Annotated in this window: 16 protein-coding genes and 1 tRNA gene; 9 read left to right on the plus strand and 8 right to left on the minus strand. The window is 64.8% G+C overall.

The window, feature by feature from the left end:
- Window positions 1-8 precede the first annotated feature (8 nt).
- A complete protein-coding gene (locus BUA05_RS13010; RefSeq protein WP_084662701.1) occupies window positions 9-752 on the minus strand; it encodes a Crp/Fnr family transcriptional regulator in 744 nt (247 codons plus the stop codon).
- Window positions 753-1,090: 338 nt separating this feature from the next.
- Between BUA05_RS13010 and BUA05_RS13015 the strand changes: the two genes are divergently transcribed.
- Window positions 1,091-1,351: a hypothetical protein gene (locus BUA05_RS13015; protein WP_143150318.1), complete on the plus strand. Its 261-nt coding sequence runs from the start codon at window positions 1,091-1,093 to the stop codon at window positions 1,349-1,351.
- A 400-nt stretch (window positions 1,352-1,751) separates the two neighbouring features.
- On the opposite strand, the gene BUA05_RS13020 is transcribed toward BUA05_RS13015, so the two are convergent.
- Together BUA05_RS13020 and BUA05_RS13025 are read right to left on the minus strand one after the other, a co-directional pair.
- Window positions 1,752-2,009 carry a hypothetical protein gene (locus tag BUA05_RS13020; protein WP_072675449.1) on the minus strand — a complete coding sequence of 86 codons (258 nt, stop codon included), beginning with the start codon at window positions 2,007-2,009 and terminating at the stop codon, window positions 1,752-1,754.
- A 318-nt stretch (window positions 2,010-2,327) separates the two neighbouring features.
- Entirely contained in the window at window positions 2,328-3,098 is a 771-nt protein-coding gene (locus BUA05_RS13025; protein WP_072675450.1) for an SDR family NAD(P)-dependent oxidoreductase, read from the minus strand.
- Between the two features lie 285 nt (window positions 3,099-3,383).
- Between BUA05_RS13025 and BUA05_RS13030 the strand changes: the two genes are divergently transcribed.
- Window positions 3,384-3,566, plus strand: a complete 183-nt coding sequence (locus tag BUA05_RS13030; RefSeq protein ID WP_072675451.1) for a hypothetical protein — start codon at window positions 3,384-3,386, stop codon at window positions 3,564-3,566.
- Between the two features lie 241 nt (window positions 3,567-3,807).
- Here the strand turns inward: BUA05_RS13030 and BUA05_RS13035 are convergent.
- Window positions 3,808-3,894: transfer RNA gene (locus BUA05_RS13035), tRNA-Leu, on the minus strand.
- 141 nt (window positions 3,895-4,035) lie between these two features.
- On the minus strand, window positions 4,036-5,031 hold the full coding sequence (locus BUA05_RS13040) for an MJ0042-type zinc finger domain-containing protein (protein ID WP_245790200.1): 996 nt from the start codon (window positions 5,029-5,031) through the stop codon (window positions 4,036-4,038).
- A gap of 106 nt (window positions 5,032-5,137) precedes the next feature.
- Here BUA05_RS13040 and ftsE point away from each other — a divergent pair, with 106 nt between their 5' ends.
- From ftsE to BUA05_RS13060, 4 genes are read left to right on the plus strand one after another with little or no spacing between them, the layout of a single operon-like run.
- A complete protein-coding gene (ftsE, locus tag BUA05_RS13045) occupies window positions 5,138-5,881 on the plus strand; it encodes a cell division ATP-binding protein FtsE (protein ID WP_072675452.1) in 744 nt (247 codons plus the stop codon).
- Window positions 5,878-6,816: a cell division protein FtsX gene (locus BUA05_RS13050; protein WP_084662703.1), complete on the plus strand. Its 939-nt coding sequence runs from the start codon at window positions 5,878-5,880 to the stop codon at window positions 6,814-6,816. Before ftsE ends, BUA05_RS13050 begins: the two co-directional genes overlap by 4 nt.
- Before the next feature lie 9 nt (window positions 6,817-6,825).
- A complete protein-coding gene (locus BUA05_RS13055) occupies window positions 6,826-7,359 on the plus strand; it encodes a YdcF family protein (RefSeq protein ID WP_072675453.1) in 534 nt (177 codons plus the stop codon).
- Entirely contained in the window at window positions 7,356-8,048 is a 693-nt protein-coding gene (locus tag BUA05_RS13060; protein WP_072675454.1) for a lysophospholipid acyltransferase family protein, read from the plus strand. The genes BUA05_RS13055 and BUA05_RS13060 overlap by 4 nt, the downstream gene beginning before the upstream one ends.
- Before the next feature lie 421 nt (window positions 8,049-8,469).
- On the opposite strand, the gene BUA05_RS13065 is transcribed toward BUA05_RS13060, so the two are convergent.
- On the minus strand, window positions 8,470-9,378 hold the full coding sequence (locus tag BUA05_RS13065; protein ID WP_072675455.1) for a prephenate/arogenate dehydrogenase family protein: 909 nt from the start codon (window positions 9,376-9,378) through the stop codon (window positions 8,470-8,472).
- On the minus strand, window positions 9,375-10,481 hold the full coding sequence (hisC, locus tag BUA05_RS13070) for a histidinol-phosphate transaminase (protein WP_072675456.1): 1,107 nt from the start codon (window positions 10,479-10,481) through the stop codon (window positions 9,375-9,377). The genes BUA05_RS13065 and hisC overlap by 4 nt, the downstream gene beginning before the upstream one ends.
- A 133-nt stretch (window positions 10,482-10,614) precedes the next feature.
- On the opposite strand from hisC, the gene metX reads away from it, so the two are divergent.
- Together metX and metW are read left to right on the plus strand one after the other, a co-directional pair.
- On the plus strand, window positions 10,615-11,730 hold the full coding sequence (metX, locus tag BUA05_RS13075; RefSeq protein ID WP_072675457.1) for a homoserine O-acetyltransferase MetX: 1,116 nt from the start codon (window positions 10,615-10,617) through the stop codon (window positions 11,728-11,730).
- Window positions 11,727-12,314, plus strand: a complete 588-nt coding sequence (gene metW, locus BUA05_RS13080; protein WP_072675458.1) for a methionine biosynthesis protein MetW — start codon at window positions 11,727-11,729, stop codon at window positions 12,312-12,314. The genes metX and metW overlap by 4 nt, the downstream gene beginning before the upstream one ends.
- A 2-nt stretch (window positions 12,315-12,316) precedes the next feature.
- Here metW and BUA05_RS13085 read toward each other — a convergent pair whose 3' ends face one another.
- Window positions 12,317-12,709 carry a VOC family protein gene (locus BUA05_RS13085; RefSeq protein ID WP_072675459.1) on the minus strand — a complete coding sequence of 131 codons (393 nt, stop codon included), beginning with the start codon at window positions 12,707-12,709 and terminating at the stop codon, window positions 12,317-12,319.
- Window positions 12,710-12,821: 112 nt separating this feature from the next.
- Between BUA05_RS13085 and BUA05_RS13090 the strand changes: the two genes are divergently transcribed.
- Window positions 12,822-13,205, plus strand: coding sequence for a hypothetical protein (locus BUA05_RS13090; protein WP_072675460.1), 384 nt, complete (start codon window positions 12,822-12,824; stop codon window positions 13,203-13,205).
- Window positions 13,206-13,246: the final 41 nt, after the last annotated feature.

Below are 13,246 nucleotides of genomic sequence, written 5' to 3' on the forward strand. Positions count from 1 at the left end.
CGGCACGATCACTGGTATTCTTCGACGCACAGGTATTTGGCATCGAACAGGGCAATGTCGCTGAGCCGGGCAAGGTCGAGGATCTTGAGGTGCCCGTTGGCATATTCGATCAGATCCTGCCGCCGGAGCGCCTGAACCGTCCGGTTGACATGGACCGGGGTCAGGCCGGTCGCCTCGGCGAGATGGCTTTGCGTGATCGGAAATTTAAGGCCTTCGCGGCTTGCCAGTCCGATTGCCCGGTTGCGCAGGAAAAGCTCGATCAGCAGATGCGCAAGGCGCTCTATCGCGGTTCTCTGGCCGGTGTTCAGCAGCCATTCGCGCAGGATCGCGGCATTGGCCTGCTGCTGCAACAACAATGCCTTCCACACACGCGGATGATCATCGGGCAGCGCGCGGACCTGGCTGGGCAGCAATTCGGCAAGACGGACCCGGGTGAGCGCGCTGACCGAACAATCCTGTTCCCGCAGGCTGTCGAGATTGAGGTCGAAGACATCGCCGGGCAGGAGAAAACCCAGAATCTGCCGGCGGCCATCCGGCAGATCCTTGTAACAGCACGCCCAGCCCGAGATCACGGCATGCGCAACTCTGGCCCGCTCGCCTTCGCGGGCAATATCGGTGTGCGCAGGCTTTTCCACCTGCGAGCGATCGCCGAGCGCGGCAATTGCTGCGCGATCATCGGGCGTCAGCGCGACATAGCGGTCAAGGTTTCTGATCAGTGGCTGCAGCGCAGCGCAGGAAAGTGAAAGCATCATCTGGCATCCTTTTGGAACCTCCGCCCTGCCGTGGCAGCCGTTTCAGGCGCAATCCGGGAATCCCCAAGTGAGACCACGGGTCAGCCAGAGCGAAGGGCAAGAACAATCGGATTGGATGATTGGACTTGCCGGGTCATTGGCCGGATCGCTATCCGCCAATGCGATTGTCCGGCAGCATGGTCGGGAACAGGCCAAAGGCCTCCCCGCCCGCCGGGGCTGCACCATGATCGCGGGCCGCCGCTGCGCCGGTGTTGTCGGGATGATCCTAACATAGGTGATATTGGCGCGAAATCCTCTCGTGCATCGTGATGGGCCCAACCCAAGCAGGAAGGCCGGAAATGTCAGCCAGAACAAATGTGAAGATGCCAGTTGCCGCGGGCATGGCCATATGGCTCGGTGCCATTGGCCTGTCGTTTGCCGGATGCGATCAAAGTGTCGGGGATGCGCAGGAAGATCTCGCCGAGACGACGTATGAAGCCAAGGAAGACGTGATCGAGGAGGAGGCTGATCTGCAAGAGGCGCTGGGCAACGATACCGCCAGCGAAGTTCTTGACGAGCGGGCCGATGCCATGGGCGAAGCCGCCGACGAAATGGATTGAGGCCTGGCCTCAGGGCAACAGCTGAACGGATCTGATCATGGCCTGGTTTGTCGCAGCGCTCATCGTCTTTCTGATCCTGGCCTTGCCCGCATGGCCTTATACCAAGGTTCGCTGATGCGAACCCATGCGCTTCCCGCCCCGCCTCCCCGCCCGGCCGCCAATGATGCCATCAGGCTATGGTGGCCGGGCGGGGAGGCGGGGCGGGAGGTATGAGTCGCGCTTGGCGCGACTTCGTATCACGCACGGGGCCGATGGCCTTATCGCCGCGGCGGCCTGTGGCCTTATGCGCTGAGTGCCTTGGCAACAGGCTTGCTTGTCCTGCTGTTTCTGCTGGCCTGGATGGGCATGATTGTGGCGACCTGTCCCTGATCCGCGCGCCTGCGATGGGCGCGCGGCGGGTTCAGGTCGCGGCGGTTGGCAGCATTCCTGCGGCATGGAGTGCGATCAGGAGACAGGCTCCCGCCCCGCCGACCAGCAGCAGCATGGCGATGAGGATCCGGACGCGCGAAACCCGCGGCCGTGCGTCGGCCGGGACCAGATCGGCATAGCCATCGAAGGCCGCAGCAAGGCTGACCAGATGGAATATCAGCCAGACACCTGACATAAGCGAAACCACGAAAAATACGGCTGCGAGCAGTTGGATCAAGGGAAGGCTCATGCGCGTCTGAACTCCTTGGCAAAATGTTTGCAGGGCCTGAAACAACGTGCCCGCCGCTTGTACAGGGATGGGGACAGGACAGAAGCGACGGGCGCGCACGGAACCGACCTCAAAGGCTGCAACCTGAAAAACTGGCCGGCCCGGTCAGGGCATCGCAAGCCGCGATTGGCTGACTGTCGAAGGCGAAAAGACGCTTCACCGCCTCGCCCACCTTGCTGCCTGCGAATGCCCGCCAATGATAGGCGGCCAAGGAAGCAACGAAATAATCCATGTTAAGATCGGCCGATCCGCGGATCCTGTCCGCAGTTTCCGCAGCAATTATCTGGCGGTGTATCCGCCGTCGATCACCAGTTCGGATCCGGTCACGAACTTTGCGTCTTCAGACGCCAGATAGGCAATTCCGGCGGCAATGTCCTCCGGCTCGCCGATCTCGCCGATCGGGTGCAGATCGCGCAGATTCTCGCAAAAGGCATCGCGGCCTTCGTCCGATGCCTCGGCCATTGCCTCGACCAGCGGGGTCCAGATGAAGCCGGGATGGACCGAATTTACCCGGATCCCGTCGTCGGCGAAGAACATTGCATCGGTCTTGCTCATCTCGCGCACGGCACCTTTGGAAGCATGATAGGGCGGAATGTCAGGCGCGCCGACGATCCCGTAGATCGAGGAAATATTGACAATGCTCCCGCCGCCCCGTTTGCGCATGTGGCCAATGGCCGCCTTGGTGCAGAAGAACACCCCCATCACGTTGACGTCCATGACGTTGCGCCATTCCTCGGCGGTCACTTCATCGGTCGGCTTGTCCGGGCCGGCAATGCCCGCATTGTTGACCAGCACATCGATCCCGCCGAAGGTATCGGCCACCTCGGAGAACACTTTCGCGAGTTCGTCCTCGTCGGTGACGTCGAGATGCCAGAATTCGGCGCGCTGCTGGGTCTGGCGGATGTCTTCGCACAGCGCGGCGGCCTGATCGTCCTCGATATCGGCAATGATCACTGTGGCGCCTTCCTCCGCAAGCCTCAGGCACGTCGCCTTGCCGATCCCCTGCGAGCCGCCGGTTACGATGCATACCTTGTCTGCCAGTCCGCGCATGTGATCCTCCCTCGCCATCCTTGGAAAAGGTGCAGCCTATCTCCCGCGGGCCCGCTGCGCATTAATGCAGGTTAGAGCGTTTTCGAGCCGGATCGAATCACCCGGCGACCCGGAAACCGCTCGAAGGCGCGCCATCGGCACCTTTGCCGGATGAGCGCCGCCTCAACCCAGGGACATGCACGGGCTTAGCTATCTGGCGTTTGCCGCCGGATATCGCAGGGTCAGCTTCGTGTTTATCGAGAACGGCCAGCTGGCGATCTGGCAGACCTCAATCCCCGCGACTACATGCTGCTGATGCTGTTTGCAGCGGTGTTCGCTCTGATGGGGCCGGTCCTGGGCATCAAGACCGAATTTGCAAAGACAATGGTGGGCGTCATTGCCACCCTGCTGCTGGTACCCGCTTGGGGAATTGCCCGGCCTTTTCCGATCGTGCGATGTGCCGCGGTGATTACAGAACAAGCTCGTTGAGCTGACGCTTCGATAGTATCCTCATCACGATGTTCCCATGAAGAGAGCATCGCGATGCCCCGGTTTACGACAATACCCAGGCAGCCATGGCGCTATCAGGAACTGCGGGAGTCGCCAAACAGGCTGAACATGGCGGCACATTTCTGGTCGCCATGACGCATGATTTCAGGTGGGCTGGAGGGTGGGCCAGATTTGCAGCCTTGACCCAAGACCTTGAAATACTGATATAAATTGAAGGAATTGGTGCGGTCGAGAAGACTCGAACTTCCACGGCCTTTCGGCCACAACGACCTCAACGTTGCGCGTCTACCAGTTCCGCCACGACCGCACTCGGGTATGTCGGGGCTGCCAAGCGCTTGCCCCGCGGTAGGAGCGCGCCACTAGCAAGGGGTTCGAACCCGCGCAAGCTCTTTGACGTATCGCCAGTTCGGGGCCAAGTGCGGGCTGCGCAAAAGCGCCTCCGCGGGCTTTACCGGGGTGCCCAGCCGAGGTCGGCAACCGCTGCGCCGGGGGGGATATTGGCGATTGCTTCGGTCACGCTGACACTTTCGCCCGGCGCCAGTTCGCGCTTGGCCGGCACCACCACCCAGTCACCAACCTTGCGTTCGCGCGCGTCGCTGAACACGACCATCAGGTTGGGCACTGCCAGCGTCTCACGCGCGGTGTTGCTGATGGTGCCGCGCACCTGGAAGATCTTGTCGCCATTTTCCAGCGTTTCGCTGCGCTGTTCTTCACTCGGGAAATCAAGCTCCAGCCCGGGCTTGCCGACACCAAAGGCCGGGCGGCTGAACGGCGCCCAGTCGGGCACACCGAAGTAATTCACCGCAACCATGGTGCCGGCCGCCAGCAGGGCGAACAGGGCAGCGGCCATGGTCCACATCTTGAGCGTGTTGCGCCGCTGGGTGAAGGGCGCGCGGTAATCGAATTGCGAAACACCGCCTTGATCCTCGTCCTCATCGGCAAAGGGCGGTTCCTGCTCATATTCGCCCAGAGCAGCGTCTTCGGAAAGCGGCGGTCCGGGCGTTCGGGGCTGCTGACCATCCGGCTCGTGCTGGGCAAGGCCGCGGCGCAGGGCGCGCACCGCAATGCTTGCGTCCCCATCCGCGCCGGATGCGGCTTGTTCTGCCTCATCGGTGCGCCAGTGGCTGACCGAAGGACCTTCAGCGCCCGCCGCCGCTGCTGGTTTTGCAGCGCGCGGCTGTTCGGGCGTGCTTGCCGGATCATCGGCGGGTACCGGAGCCGGAGCCGGCGTATCGGCTAAAGCTGCGGGTTGGGGCCGCGGCGGCAGGTCAAGCTCGGCCGGTTCCTGAAACCAGCTATGCTTGCACTTGGCACAGCGCACGGTCCGGCCTTCGCTGCCAATGGCAGAATCCGGCACGGCATAGCGGGTACCGCAGGCAGGGCAGGCGATGATCATTGCACCATCGGCAATAGTCCACAGGCCCGCACGCACAAGAGGCACCATGGCAATGCGAGCCGATTCGGCGCTTTTTTCCACATTGCGGGGCCACTATAGGGCTTGGGACCATGTACGACTTTCCCCGGCCCGGCGGCGCTGATAGGTGCGAGCGATGAACGAACGCGGCGCCGAGATCGTGAAATTCGACAATGTCGGGCTGCGTTACGGCACCGACCCCGAAGTGCTGAGCAATCTCAGCTTCACGCTGTATCCGGGCAGCTTCTACTTTCTGACCGGGGCGAGCGGGGCGGGCAAGACCAGCCTGCTCAAACTGCTCTATCTCGCCCAACGGCCTTCGCGCGGGGCGATCCGGATGTTCGGGCAGGATCTGATGACGATGCCGCGCGAGCGCCTGCCGGACTTGCGGCGGCGGCTGGGGGTGGTGTTCCAGAACTTCCGGCTGGTGCCGCACCTTACCGCCTTCGACAATGTCGCGCTGCCCTTGCGGCTGGCCGGGGCGGACGAAGTGCGGGTGGTCAAGGCGGTGTCGGACATGCTCGAATGGGTCGGGCTTGGCCACCGCGCGCAGGCGATCCCGGCGACCCTTTCGGGCGGCGAACAGCAGCGCGTGGCGATAGCGCGGGCGGTGATCGCGCGGCCGCGGATGCTGATCGCCGACGAGCCGACCGGCAACGTCGATCCCGATATGGCCTTGAAGCTGCTGCGCCTGTTCGAAGCGCTCAACAACCGCGTCGGGACCACCGTGGTGGTGGCGACCCACGATGTCCATTTGCTCAAGAAGGTGCCGGATTCGCTGATCATGCGGTTGAACAAGGGGCAGTTGTCCGATCCCACCGGCGCGCTGCGCTATCCGCCGCGGCCCGCCGCCGCGCCGGTGCCGGGCAGCACCGGATGAACGTGCCGCCGCTTCCCGATGCACTGGACGAAGTGCCCGCCAATGCCGCGCCAGCCCGCATGCCGCGCGCGGCGCGTCTGCTGCCGCGACCGCGGCTGGGCGGGCTGATCCCCTGGGTCATCGCGATCCTGATCGGGCTGGTGGTGATCGCCGCCGCAGGGGGCCTTGCGCTGCGCAATCTTGCCGATAATGCCCGCGCGGATCTCGCCTCGGCGGTGACCGTGCAGGTGATCGAGCCGAACCCCGATCTGCGCGCGCAGCGCGGGCAAGCGGCGCTGGCTGTGCTGCAGGACATGGAACTGGTGCGCACGGTGCGGCTGGTGCCGGGCGAGGAACTGGCCGCGCTGCTTGAACCATGGCTCGGCGCGGCGGCGACCAGCGGCGACGTGCCGATCCCGGTGCTGGTCGATGTCGAGCTGGTTCGGCGGGCCTCCCCAGAGGAAGTCGCCACCATCCAGACCGCGCTGGCAGAGGCTGTGCCTGGTGCGCGGGTCGATGCGCAGGGCGACTGGCTGCGCCCGGTCTACCGTGCGCTCGCCGCGCTGCAATGGCTTGCGCTGGGCCTGATCGCGCTGGTCGCATTGGCGACGGCGGCGGCGGTGTGGCTGGCTGCGCGCAATTCGCTCGCCCAGCATCGCGAAACGGTGGAGATCATTCACCTGCTGGGCGGGGCCGACCGGCAGATCACCCGCATTTTCCTGAGAACGGTGCTGCGCGAGGCGGCTTTCGGTGCGCTGATGGGCACCTTGCTCGGGCTTGGCGCGGTGTGGCTGCTGGGGCAGCAATTCGCCGCGCTCGACAGCGGGATGGCAGGCGGGGGCGGGCTGACCTTGGCGGACTGGATGGTGATCGCCGCGGTGCCGCTGGGCGGGGTGCTGCTGGCGCTGCTGACGGCGCGCATGACCATTGCGCTTGCCCTTCGCGACATGCTTTAGGCGCCGGCGATGATCCGCCATATTCTCTCCGTGCTGTTCCTTGTCTGGGCAATCGGCTTCCTGTGGTTTGCGGTCGCGCTGCCGCGCCCTGCTGTCGAGACGGAGGCGACCGATGCCGTGATCGTGCCCACCGGCGGGGCCGGAAGGATCGCGCGCGGGCTTGCGGTGCTTGATCAGGGGCTGGCGACAAAAATGCTGGTCAGCGGGGTCGATCCCGAGGTCAGACCGGGCGAATTCGCGGCCGAGTTCGACGTTGCGCCCGGTCAGATGGACTGCTGCATCACGCTGGGCTTTGCCGCGGTCGATACCCGCTCCAACGCGGCCGAGACCGCCAAGTGGGTGGCGCAGAACGAGGTGCGATCCTTGCGGCTGGTGACAACCGACTGGCACATGCGCCGCGCTGCGGGCGAGCTGAACCGGACCCTGCCCGATCATGTGAGGGTGATCCGCGATGCGGTGCCTTCCCAGCCCGATCTCGGCACGCTGTTTCTCGAATATCACAAGCTGCTCGCAAGCCGGGCGGCGGGACTGGCGAACCTTTGAACACCCTTGTCGCCGGCCTGCGTTCGCTCGCCTTCTATGTGCTGTTTTATGGCGGCAGCGCGGTGCTGGTGCTGGCGTCTGTGGTGGCGGTGCTGGCGCGGCGTGGGTGGCTGCGTCCGCTGGTGGCGCGGTGGGGGCATTGGCACCTGTGGTGCACGCAAAACCTGCTCGGCATCAAGGTCGTGGTTGACGGCACGCTGCCGCAAGGCCCGGTGCTGGTCGCAATCAAGCACGAGAGCATGTTCGAGGCGATCGATACCCCGCGGTTGTTCACCTACCCGGCGGTGTTCGCCAAGCAGGAACTGTTCCGCATCCCCGGCTGGGGCCATTCGGCGCAGGTCTATGGCCTGATCCCGGTGGCCCGCGAGGAAGGCGCGCGGGCGCTGCGGGCGATGATCGCGAGCGCCAAACAGCGCGCCGCAGCGGGACGCCCGCTGGTGATCTTTCCCGAAGGCACGCGGGTGGAACACGGCGCACAGCCGCCCTTGCAGGCGGGGTTTGCGGGGCTTTACAAGCTGCTGGGCCTGCCCGTCGTGCCGATCGCGGTGGATAGCGGGCGGGCCTATCACCACATCATCAAACGCCCGGGGCAGATCACCTACAAGATCGGCGAGATCATCCCGGCGGGCCTCCCGCGTGATGAGGTCGAGGCGCGGGTGCACGCGGCGATCAATGCGCTGAACGGATAGGCTCACACCGCGCTATGTCCGCTGTTGGACGATGCGGCCTGTGGCGCTTATGTCCGGGATTGGGTGGTTTGCTGCCCTTTTCGTCATCCCAGCGAAAGCTGGGATGACGGTTAAGTCCGTTCCGGGGTCGTTTGCTGAACGGCAGCTTTTTTCTGGTGCCCCTGAAAAGCGGACCTCCTCTCGCGAGCCATAATGGGCCGCGCCTTGGCCTCCCCTGTCCGATTCTTTTCCGGTCATCGCAGGCCCGCTTTCCTACTTGGGCCTGACCTGTCAGCTTCGCCCGCATGATCTGCCCGCTAGCCCCCTTTCCCGCCGCGCAAAGCTGCCCTCTGGCGGCCTTCGCGGGGCAGGCGGTTTTTGCGCTTCTGGACAGTGTCTCATGTGTCTCCAACAAGCGCGGCAGAATGAGGCATGAGGGGCGTCAGGCGCCGTGTTCGCGCCCGAAATCGGGCCGCTCGTCGTCCTGCCCCTGTTCGATCACCTGCCGCCGGATCGCGCGGGTGCGGGTGAACAGATCGAACAAGGTATCGCCGTCGCCCGACCGGATTGCGCGTTGCAGGGCGGTGAGGTCTTCGGAAAAGCGCCCGAGCATCTCCAGCACCGCGCCACGATTGGTCAGGAACACGTCGCGCCACATGACCGGATCGGATGCGGCAATGCGGGTGAAATCGCGGAAACCCCCGGCGGAATACTTGATGACCTCGCTTTGGGTCACGTCCTCCAGATCGCTGGCCGTGCCGACGATGGTATAGGCGATAAGGTGCGGGATATGGCTGGTGACGGCGAGAACCAGATCGTGGTGGGCGGCGTCCATCAGTTCGACCTTGGAGCCGAGAGCGGTCCAGAAATCGCTCAATGCCGCCAGTGCTGCCGGGTCGCAGCCTTCGGGCGGGGTGATGATGCACCAGCGGCCCGCAAACAGGGTTGCGAAGCCCGCTTCCGGGCCGCTCTGCTCGGTGCCGGCGACCGGGTGGGCAGGGATGATGCAGGCGCCCGGCAGCGCGGCGGCCAGCGCTTCGGCCACGGCGGCCTTGGACGATCCGACATCGCTGACGATGGCGTGCGCAGGCAGGGCCGGGGCAAGGTCGCTCGCCGCCGCGCCCATCGCGCCCACGGGGACGCACAGGATGACGAGGTCGGCTTCGGCCACGGCACCGGCGGCGGTTTCGCACACCTGATCGACCAGCCCGCGCTCTGCGGCTGTGGCGCGCACCTGCGGGTTGCGGTCGTGGCCGGTGGTGGTGATGCCAAGCCCGCGCGCCTTGACCGCCAGCCCGATCGATCCGCCCAGCAGGCCAAGACCGATGATGGCGACGCGCCTGATCGTCATGCGGGTTCTCCGCAAAGGCTGCGAAGGCAGGCGATCACGCGGGTCATGTCGTCGGTCTTGCCGATGGTGATGCGCAAGGCATCGGGCAGGCCCTGACCCGGCAGATGGCGCACAGCATAGCCCCCCTCGGCCAGTGCATCGAGCGCTTGCGCGGCGGTGACCGCGCCATTGAAATGCACCAGCAGGAAGTTGGCTTCGCCGGGGGTGATCGACAGCCCGTGGTTGTTCAGCATCCCGATGGCTTCGGCCAGACGCGCGCGTTGTTTTGCATTATGGTCACGGCTGGCGGCAACAAAATCCTGATCGCCCAGCGCTGCCAGCGCCGCCAGCTGCCCCCCGGTGGTGACGTTGAACGGGCCGCGGATGCGGCCCAGCACATCGATCAGGCCGGGCGCGCCCGTGGCCCAGCCGATCCGTTCGGCGGCAAGCCCATAGATCTTCGAGAAGGTGCGCGTCACCAGCACGTTGCCATGGCGCGCGGCGAGATCGAAAGCGGCGGTTTGCAGCGCCGGATCGACATATTCGCCATATGCCTCGTCAACCACCAGCAGCACGTCGCCAGGCAGCCCTGCGTGCAGGCGCGCGACTTCGGCCGGGGGCAGAAAGGTGCCGGTCGGGTTGTTGGGGTTGGCAAGGAAGACAACGCGGGTGCGTTCGGTCACCGCAGCCAGCAGCGCATCCACATCCGCGGTGAGATCGCGGTCGGGCGCCTCCACCGGGATTGCCCCGCAGCGCCGTGCGGCGATATCATAAACCGCAAAGGAAAAGCGGCTGAACAGCACTTCATCCTGCGGCCCGGCAAAGCCTTGCGCGGCGAGGTTGAGCAATTCGTCCGACCCTGTCCCGCAGACGATCCGTTCCGGATCGAGGCCATGCACCTGCGCGATCCTGTCCCGCAAGGCGCGCGAATCCGGATCGGGATAGCTTGCCGCTTCGGCGCGCGCCTCGGCCAGCGCGGTCAGAGCCGCCGGGCTGGTGCCAAGCGGGTTCTCGTTGGCCGACAACTTGATCAACGGCTTGCCGGCAGCCGATCTGGACTTGCCGGGCTGGTAGGCATGGATGCCGAGGATCCACGGCTTGGGTTGGGGCGATGTGGCTGTCATGTTGGTCTGGGCGGCTTGAACAAAAGACGGAGCTTCGACAAGCTCAGCACGAACGGATTATCGAAAAAAATCCCCCTAACCGTTCACCCCACGCTTGTCGAAGGGCTGTTTTTCCGCTTTGCGCATTCTGGCAATGGCACCTGCTGGCTCCTCACCGGTCTATCATCTCCCTCATCCCCTGCCGCTCGACAGCGGTCAGGCGCTGGAGGGCGCGCAGATTGCCTACGAGACTTACGGCACGCTTGCCGAGGACGCGTCGAATGCGGTGCTGGTGTGCCATGCGCTGACCGGCGACCAGTATCTGGCCAGTCCGCACCCGATCACCGGCAAGCCGGGCTGGTGGGAACGGATGGTCGGGCCGGGCAAGCCGATCGACACCGACCGCCATTTCGTGATCTGCGCCAATGTCATTGGTTCTTGCATGGGATCGAGCGGCCCGGCCAGCCTCGGCCCCGATGGCCAGCCTTACGCCATGCGCTTCCCCGTCATCACCATCCGCGACATGGTGCGCGGATTGGTGGCATTGCTCGATGGGCTCGGGATCGAGCGGCTCCACGCCGTGGTTGGCGGATCGATGGGCGGGATGCAGGCGTTGAGCCTCGCCGCCAACTGGCCGGAGCGCGCCGCGCGGGTGCTGGTGATTGCGTCCACCGCGCGCCATTCGGCGCAGAACATCGCCTTCCACGAAGTCGGACGGCAGGCGATCATGGCCGATCCGGCGTGGGCGGCAGGCGATTACTACGCGGGCGACGCGCGGCCCGACAACGGCCTCGCCGTGGCGCGGATGGCGGCGCATATCACCTATCTTTCCGAAGCGGGCCTCACCGAGAAATTCGGGCGGCGCTTGCAGGATCGTGAGGCCAAGGGTTTTGGCTTCGATGCGGATTTTCAGGTGGAAAGCTACCTGCGCTATCAGGGCAGCGGGTTCACCCGGCGGTTCGATGCGAACTCGTACCTCTACATCACCCGCGCGATGGATTATTTCGACCTTGCTGAAGAATTCGGAACCGAGGAACACGGCGGCAAGCTTGCCAATGCCTTTGCGGGCACCGAGGCGCGGTTCTGCATTGTCAGTTTCGATACCGACTGGCTCTACCCGACCTCGGAAAGCCGTCACGTGGTTCACGCCCTCAACGCAGCCGGTGCGAAGGTCAGCTTCGTCGAGCTTTCCGCGCCGCATGGGCATGACAGTTTTCTGCTGGAGCATGACCAGCTTGACCGTGTGGTGAAGGGGTTTGTCGAACAATGACCCTGCGCCCCGACCTCGCCGCGATTGCTGCGCATGTCGCGCCGGGCAGCCGAGTGCTCGATATCGGCTGCGGCGACGGCGCGTTGATGGCGGAACTGGAAAGCGCCAGCGGCTGCGATGCGCGCGGTATGGAGCTGGATGGCGCGCTGGTCGAACGCTGCGTGTCGCGCGGGCTCAGCGTGGTGCAGGGCGATGCCAATGTCGATCTTGCCAATTATCCCGACAAGGCGTTCGACTACGCGATCCTCAGCCAGACGCTGCAAACCGCCACCCGGCCCGACCTGATCCTCGACGAATTGCTGCGCGTCGGGCGGCGGGCCTTCGTCTCGTTTCCCAATTTCGCTCACTGGCGCACCCGCGCCGCGCTGATGTTCGGCGGGCGGATGCCGGTGACGCGCGCCCTGCCGGTAAGCTGGTATGAAACCCAGAACATCCACCACGTCACGGTGGATGATTTCCGCGAACTGGCCAAGGCCAAGGGCGCGGTGATCGAGCAAGCGTGGTTCTTTGCCAATGAAAGCGGAATCGGCGCGTCAGGTGCCAACTGGCGCGCCGAATTCGCAGTGTTCGAGTTAAGCCGTTAACCTCAGCCTGCGCGGTGCAGCATGCACAGCTTGTGTCCATCGGGATCAAGCACATAAGCAAGGTTGAGCGTGCCCATCGCGCCCGAGCGCGGGCCCGGCGGGTCTTCGATCGAGGTGCCGCCTGCGGCAACCGCAGCATCGTGGAACGCCTGCACCTGTTCCAGACTGTCGCAGGCAAACCCAATGGTCGATCCGTTGGCGACCGTTGCCGGCTGGTCGTTGATCGGCTCGCTGATCGCGAAAATCCCGCCGCCGTGGAAATAGAACGCGCGCTTGTGACCGGTGGCGGCTTCATTGATCATCGCCGGGCTTGCGCCGAGCGTTGCCAGCACCGCATCATAGAACGCCTTGGCGCGGTCTATGTCGTTGGTGCCGATCATTACGTGACTGAACATTATGCAGGGTCTCCTCTCATAAGACAGGCCCGCGGATTAGGACGGATTATCCGGCGCGGCAATCTTCATTTCCGGTAGCCACAGGTTCATCGCGCGGTGCATAGGAAGAGGCATGATTCATGTCCTTGCCTCGGTCGCACTCGCCTCCGCCGCACTTGCGCTGCAGGCTGCGCCATCTCCGGCGCCGCCCGTCCGCCTTGAAGATCTTACCGTTCAGGAATCCGCTGCGCTGCGGTGCTCGGTCGCCTTTGCCTATGTCAGCGACTGGCAGAAGGACGGCGATGCCCGCGGCGCGGCATGGCCCGGGCTGGAAGCGCAAGGCGGGCGCGAATTCTTCGTGCGCACCATGGCGCAGCTGATGGACCGGCGCGGGCTTGACCGGCGCGGCGTGTTCGATCTGATCGCGCTGCAGACCGAGCGGCTGAAGGCCAGTCCTGACGATATTCCGGCCATGATGCCCGCCTGTCTGCTGATGAAGTCCGCCGCCGGGCTGTAAGCGCCGACATATCCCCCGCGGCGGCCCCATGCGGCGCTGGA

Origin of the sequence: Erythrobacter sanguineus, from assembly GCF_900143235.1 — a bacterium.
Lineage (GTDB): Bacteria > Pseudomonadota > Alphaproteobacteria > Sphingomonadales > Sphingomonadaceae > Erythrobacter > Erythrobacter sanguineus.

Excerpts from the sequence above, each read along its gene's own strand:
- BUA05_RS13030 (WP_072675451.1), top strand. The coding sequence starts at position 3,384 with ATGCTGCTGATGCTGTTTGCAGCGGTGTTCGCTCTGATGGGGCCGGTC.
- BUA05_RS13020 (WP_072675449.1), bottom strand. The coding sequence starts at position 2,009 with ATGAGCCTTCCCTTGATCCAACTGCTCGCAGCCGTATTTTTCGTGGTT.
- BUA05_RS13065 (WP_072675455.1), bottom strand. The coding sequence starts at position 9,378 with ATGACGATCAGGCGCGTCGCCATCATCGGTCTTGGCCTGCTGGGCGGA.
- BUA05_RS13090 (WP_072675460.1), top strand. The coding sequence starts at position 12,822 with ATGATTCATGTCCTTGCCTCGGTCGCACTCGCCTCCGCCGCACTTGCG.
- BUA05_RS13085 (WP_072675459.1), bottom strand. The coding sequence starts at position 12,709 with ATGTTCAGTCACGTAATGATCGGCACCAACGACATAGACCGCGCCAAG.
- BUA05_RS13055 (WP_072675453.1), top strand. The coding sequence starts at position 6,826 with ATGATCCGCCATATTCTCTCCGTGCTGTTCCTTGTCTGGGCAATCGGC.
- hisC (WP_072675456.1), bottom strand. The coding sequence starts at position 10,481 with ATGACAGCCACATCGCCCCAACCCAAGCCGTGGATCCTCGGCATCCAT.
- BUA05_RS13040 (WP_245790200.1), bottom strand. The coding sequence starts at position 5,031 with ATGGTGCCTCTTGTGCGTGCGGGCCTGTGGACTATTGCCGATGGTGCA.
- metX (WP_072675457.1), top strand. The coding sequence starts at position 10,615 with ATGGCACCTGCTGGCTCCTCACCGGTCTATCATCTCCCTCATCCCCTG.
- BUA05_RS13050 (WP_084662703.1), top strand. The coding sequence starts at position 5,878 with ATGAACGTGCCGCCGCTTCCCGATGCACTGGACGAAGTGCCCGCCAAT.
- BUA05_RS13025 (WP_072675450.1), bottom strand. The coding sequence starts at position 3,098 with ATGCGCGGACTGGCAGACAAGGTATGCATCGTAACCGGCGGCTCGCAG.
- metW (WP_072675458.1), top strand. The coding sequence starts at position 11,727 with ATGACCCTGCGCCCCGACCTCGCCGCGATTGCTGCGCATGTCGCGCCG.
- ftsE (WP_072675452.1), top strand. The coding sequence starts at position 5,138 with ATGAACGAACGCGGCGCCGAGATCGTGAAATTCGACAATGTCGGGCTG.
- BUA05_RS13015 (WP_143150318.1), top strand. The coding sequence starts at position 1,091 with ATGTCAGCCAGAACAAATGTGAAGATGCCAGTTGCCGCGGGCATGGCC.
- BUA05_RS13010 (WP_084662701.1), bottom strand. The coding sequence starts at position 752 with ATGATGCTTTCACTTTCCTGCGCTGCGCTGCAGCCACTGATCAGAAAC.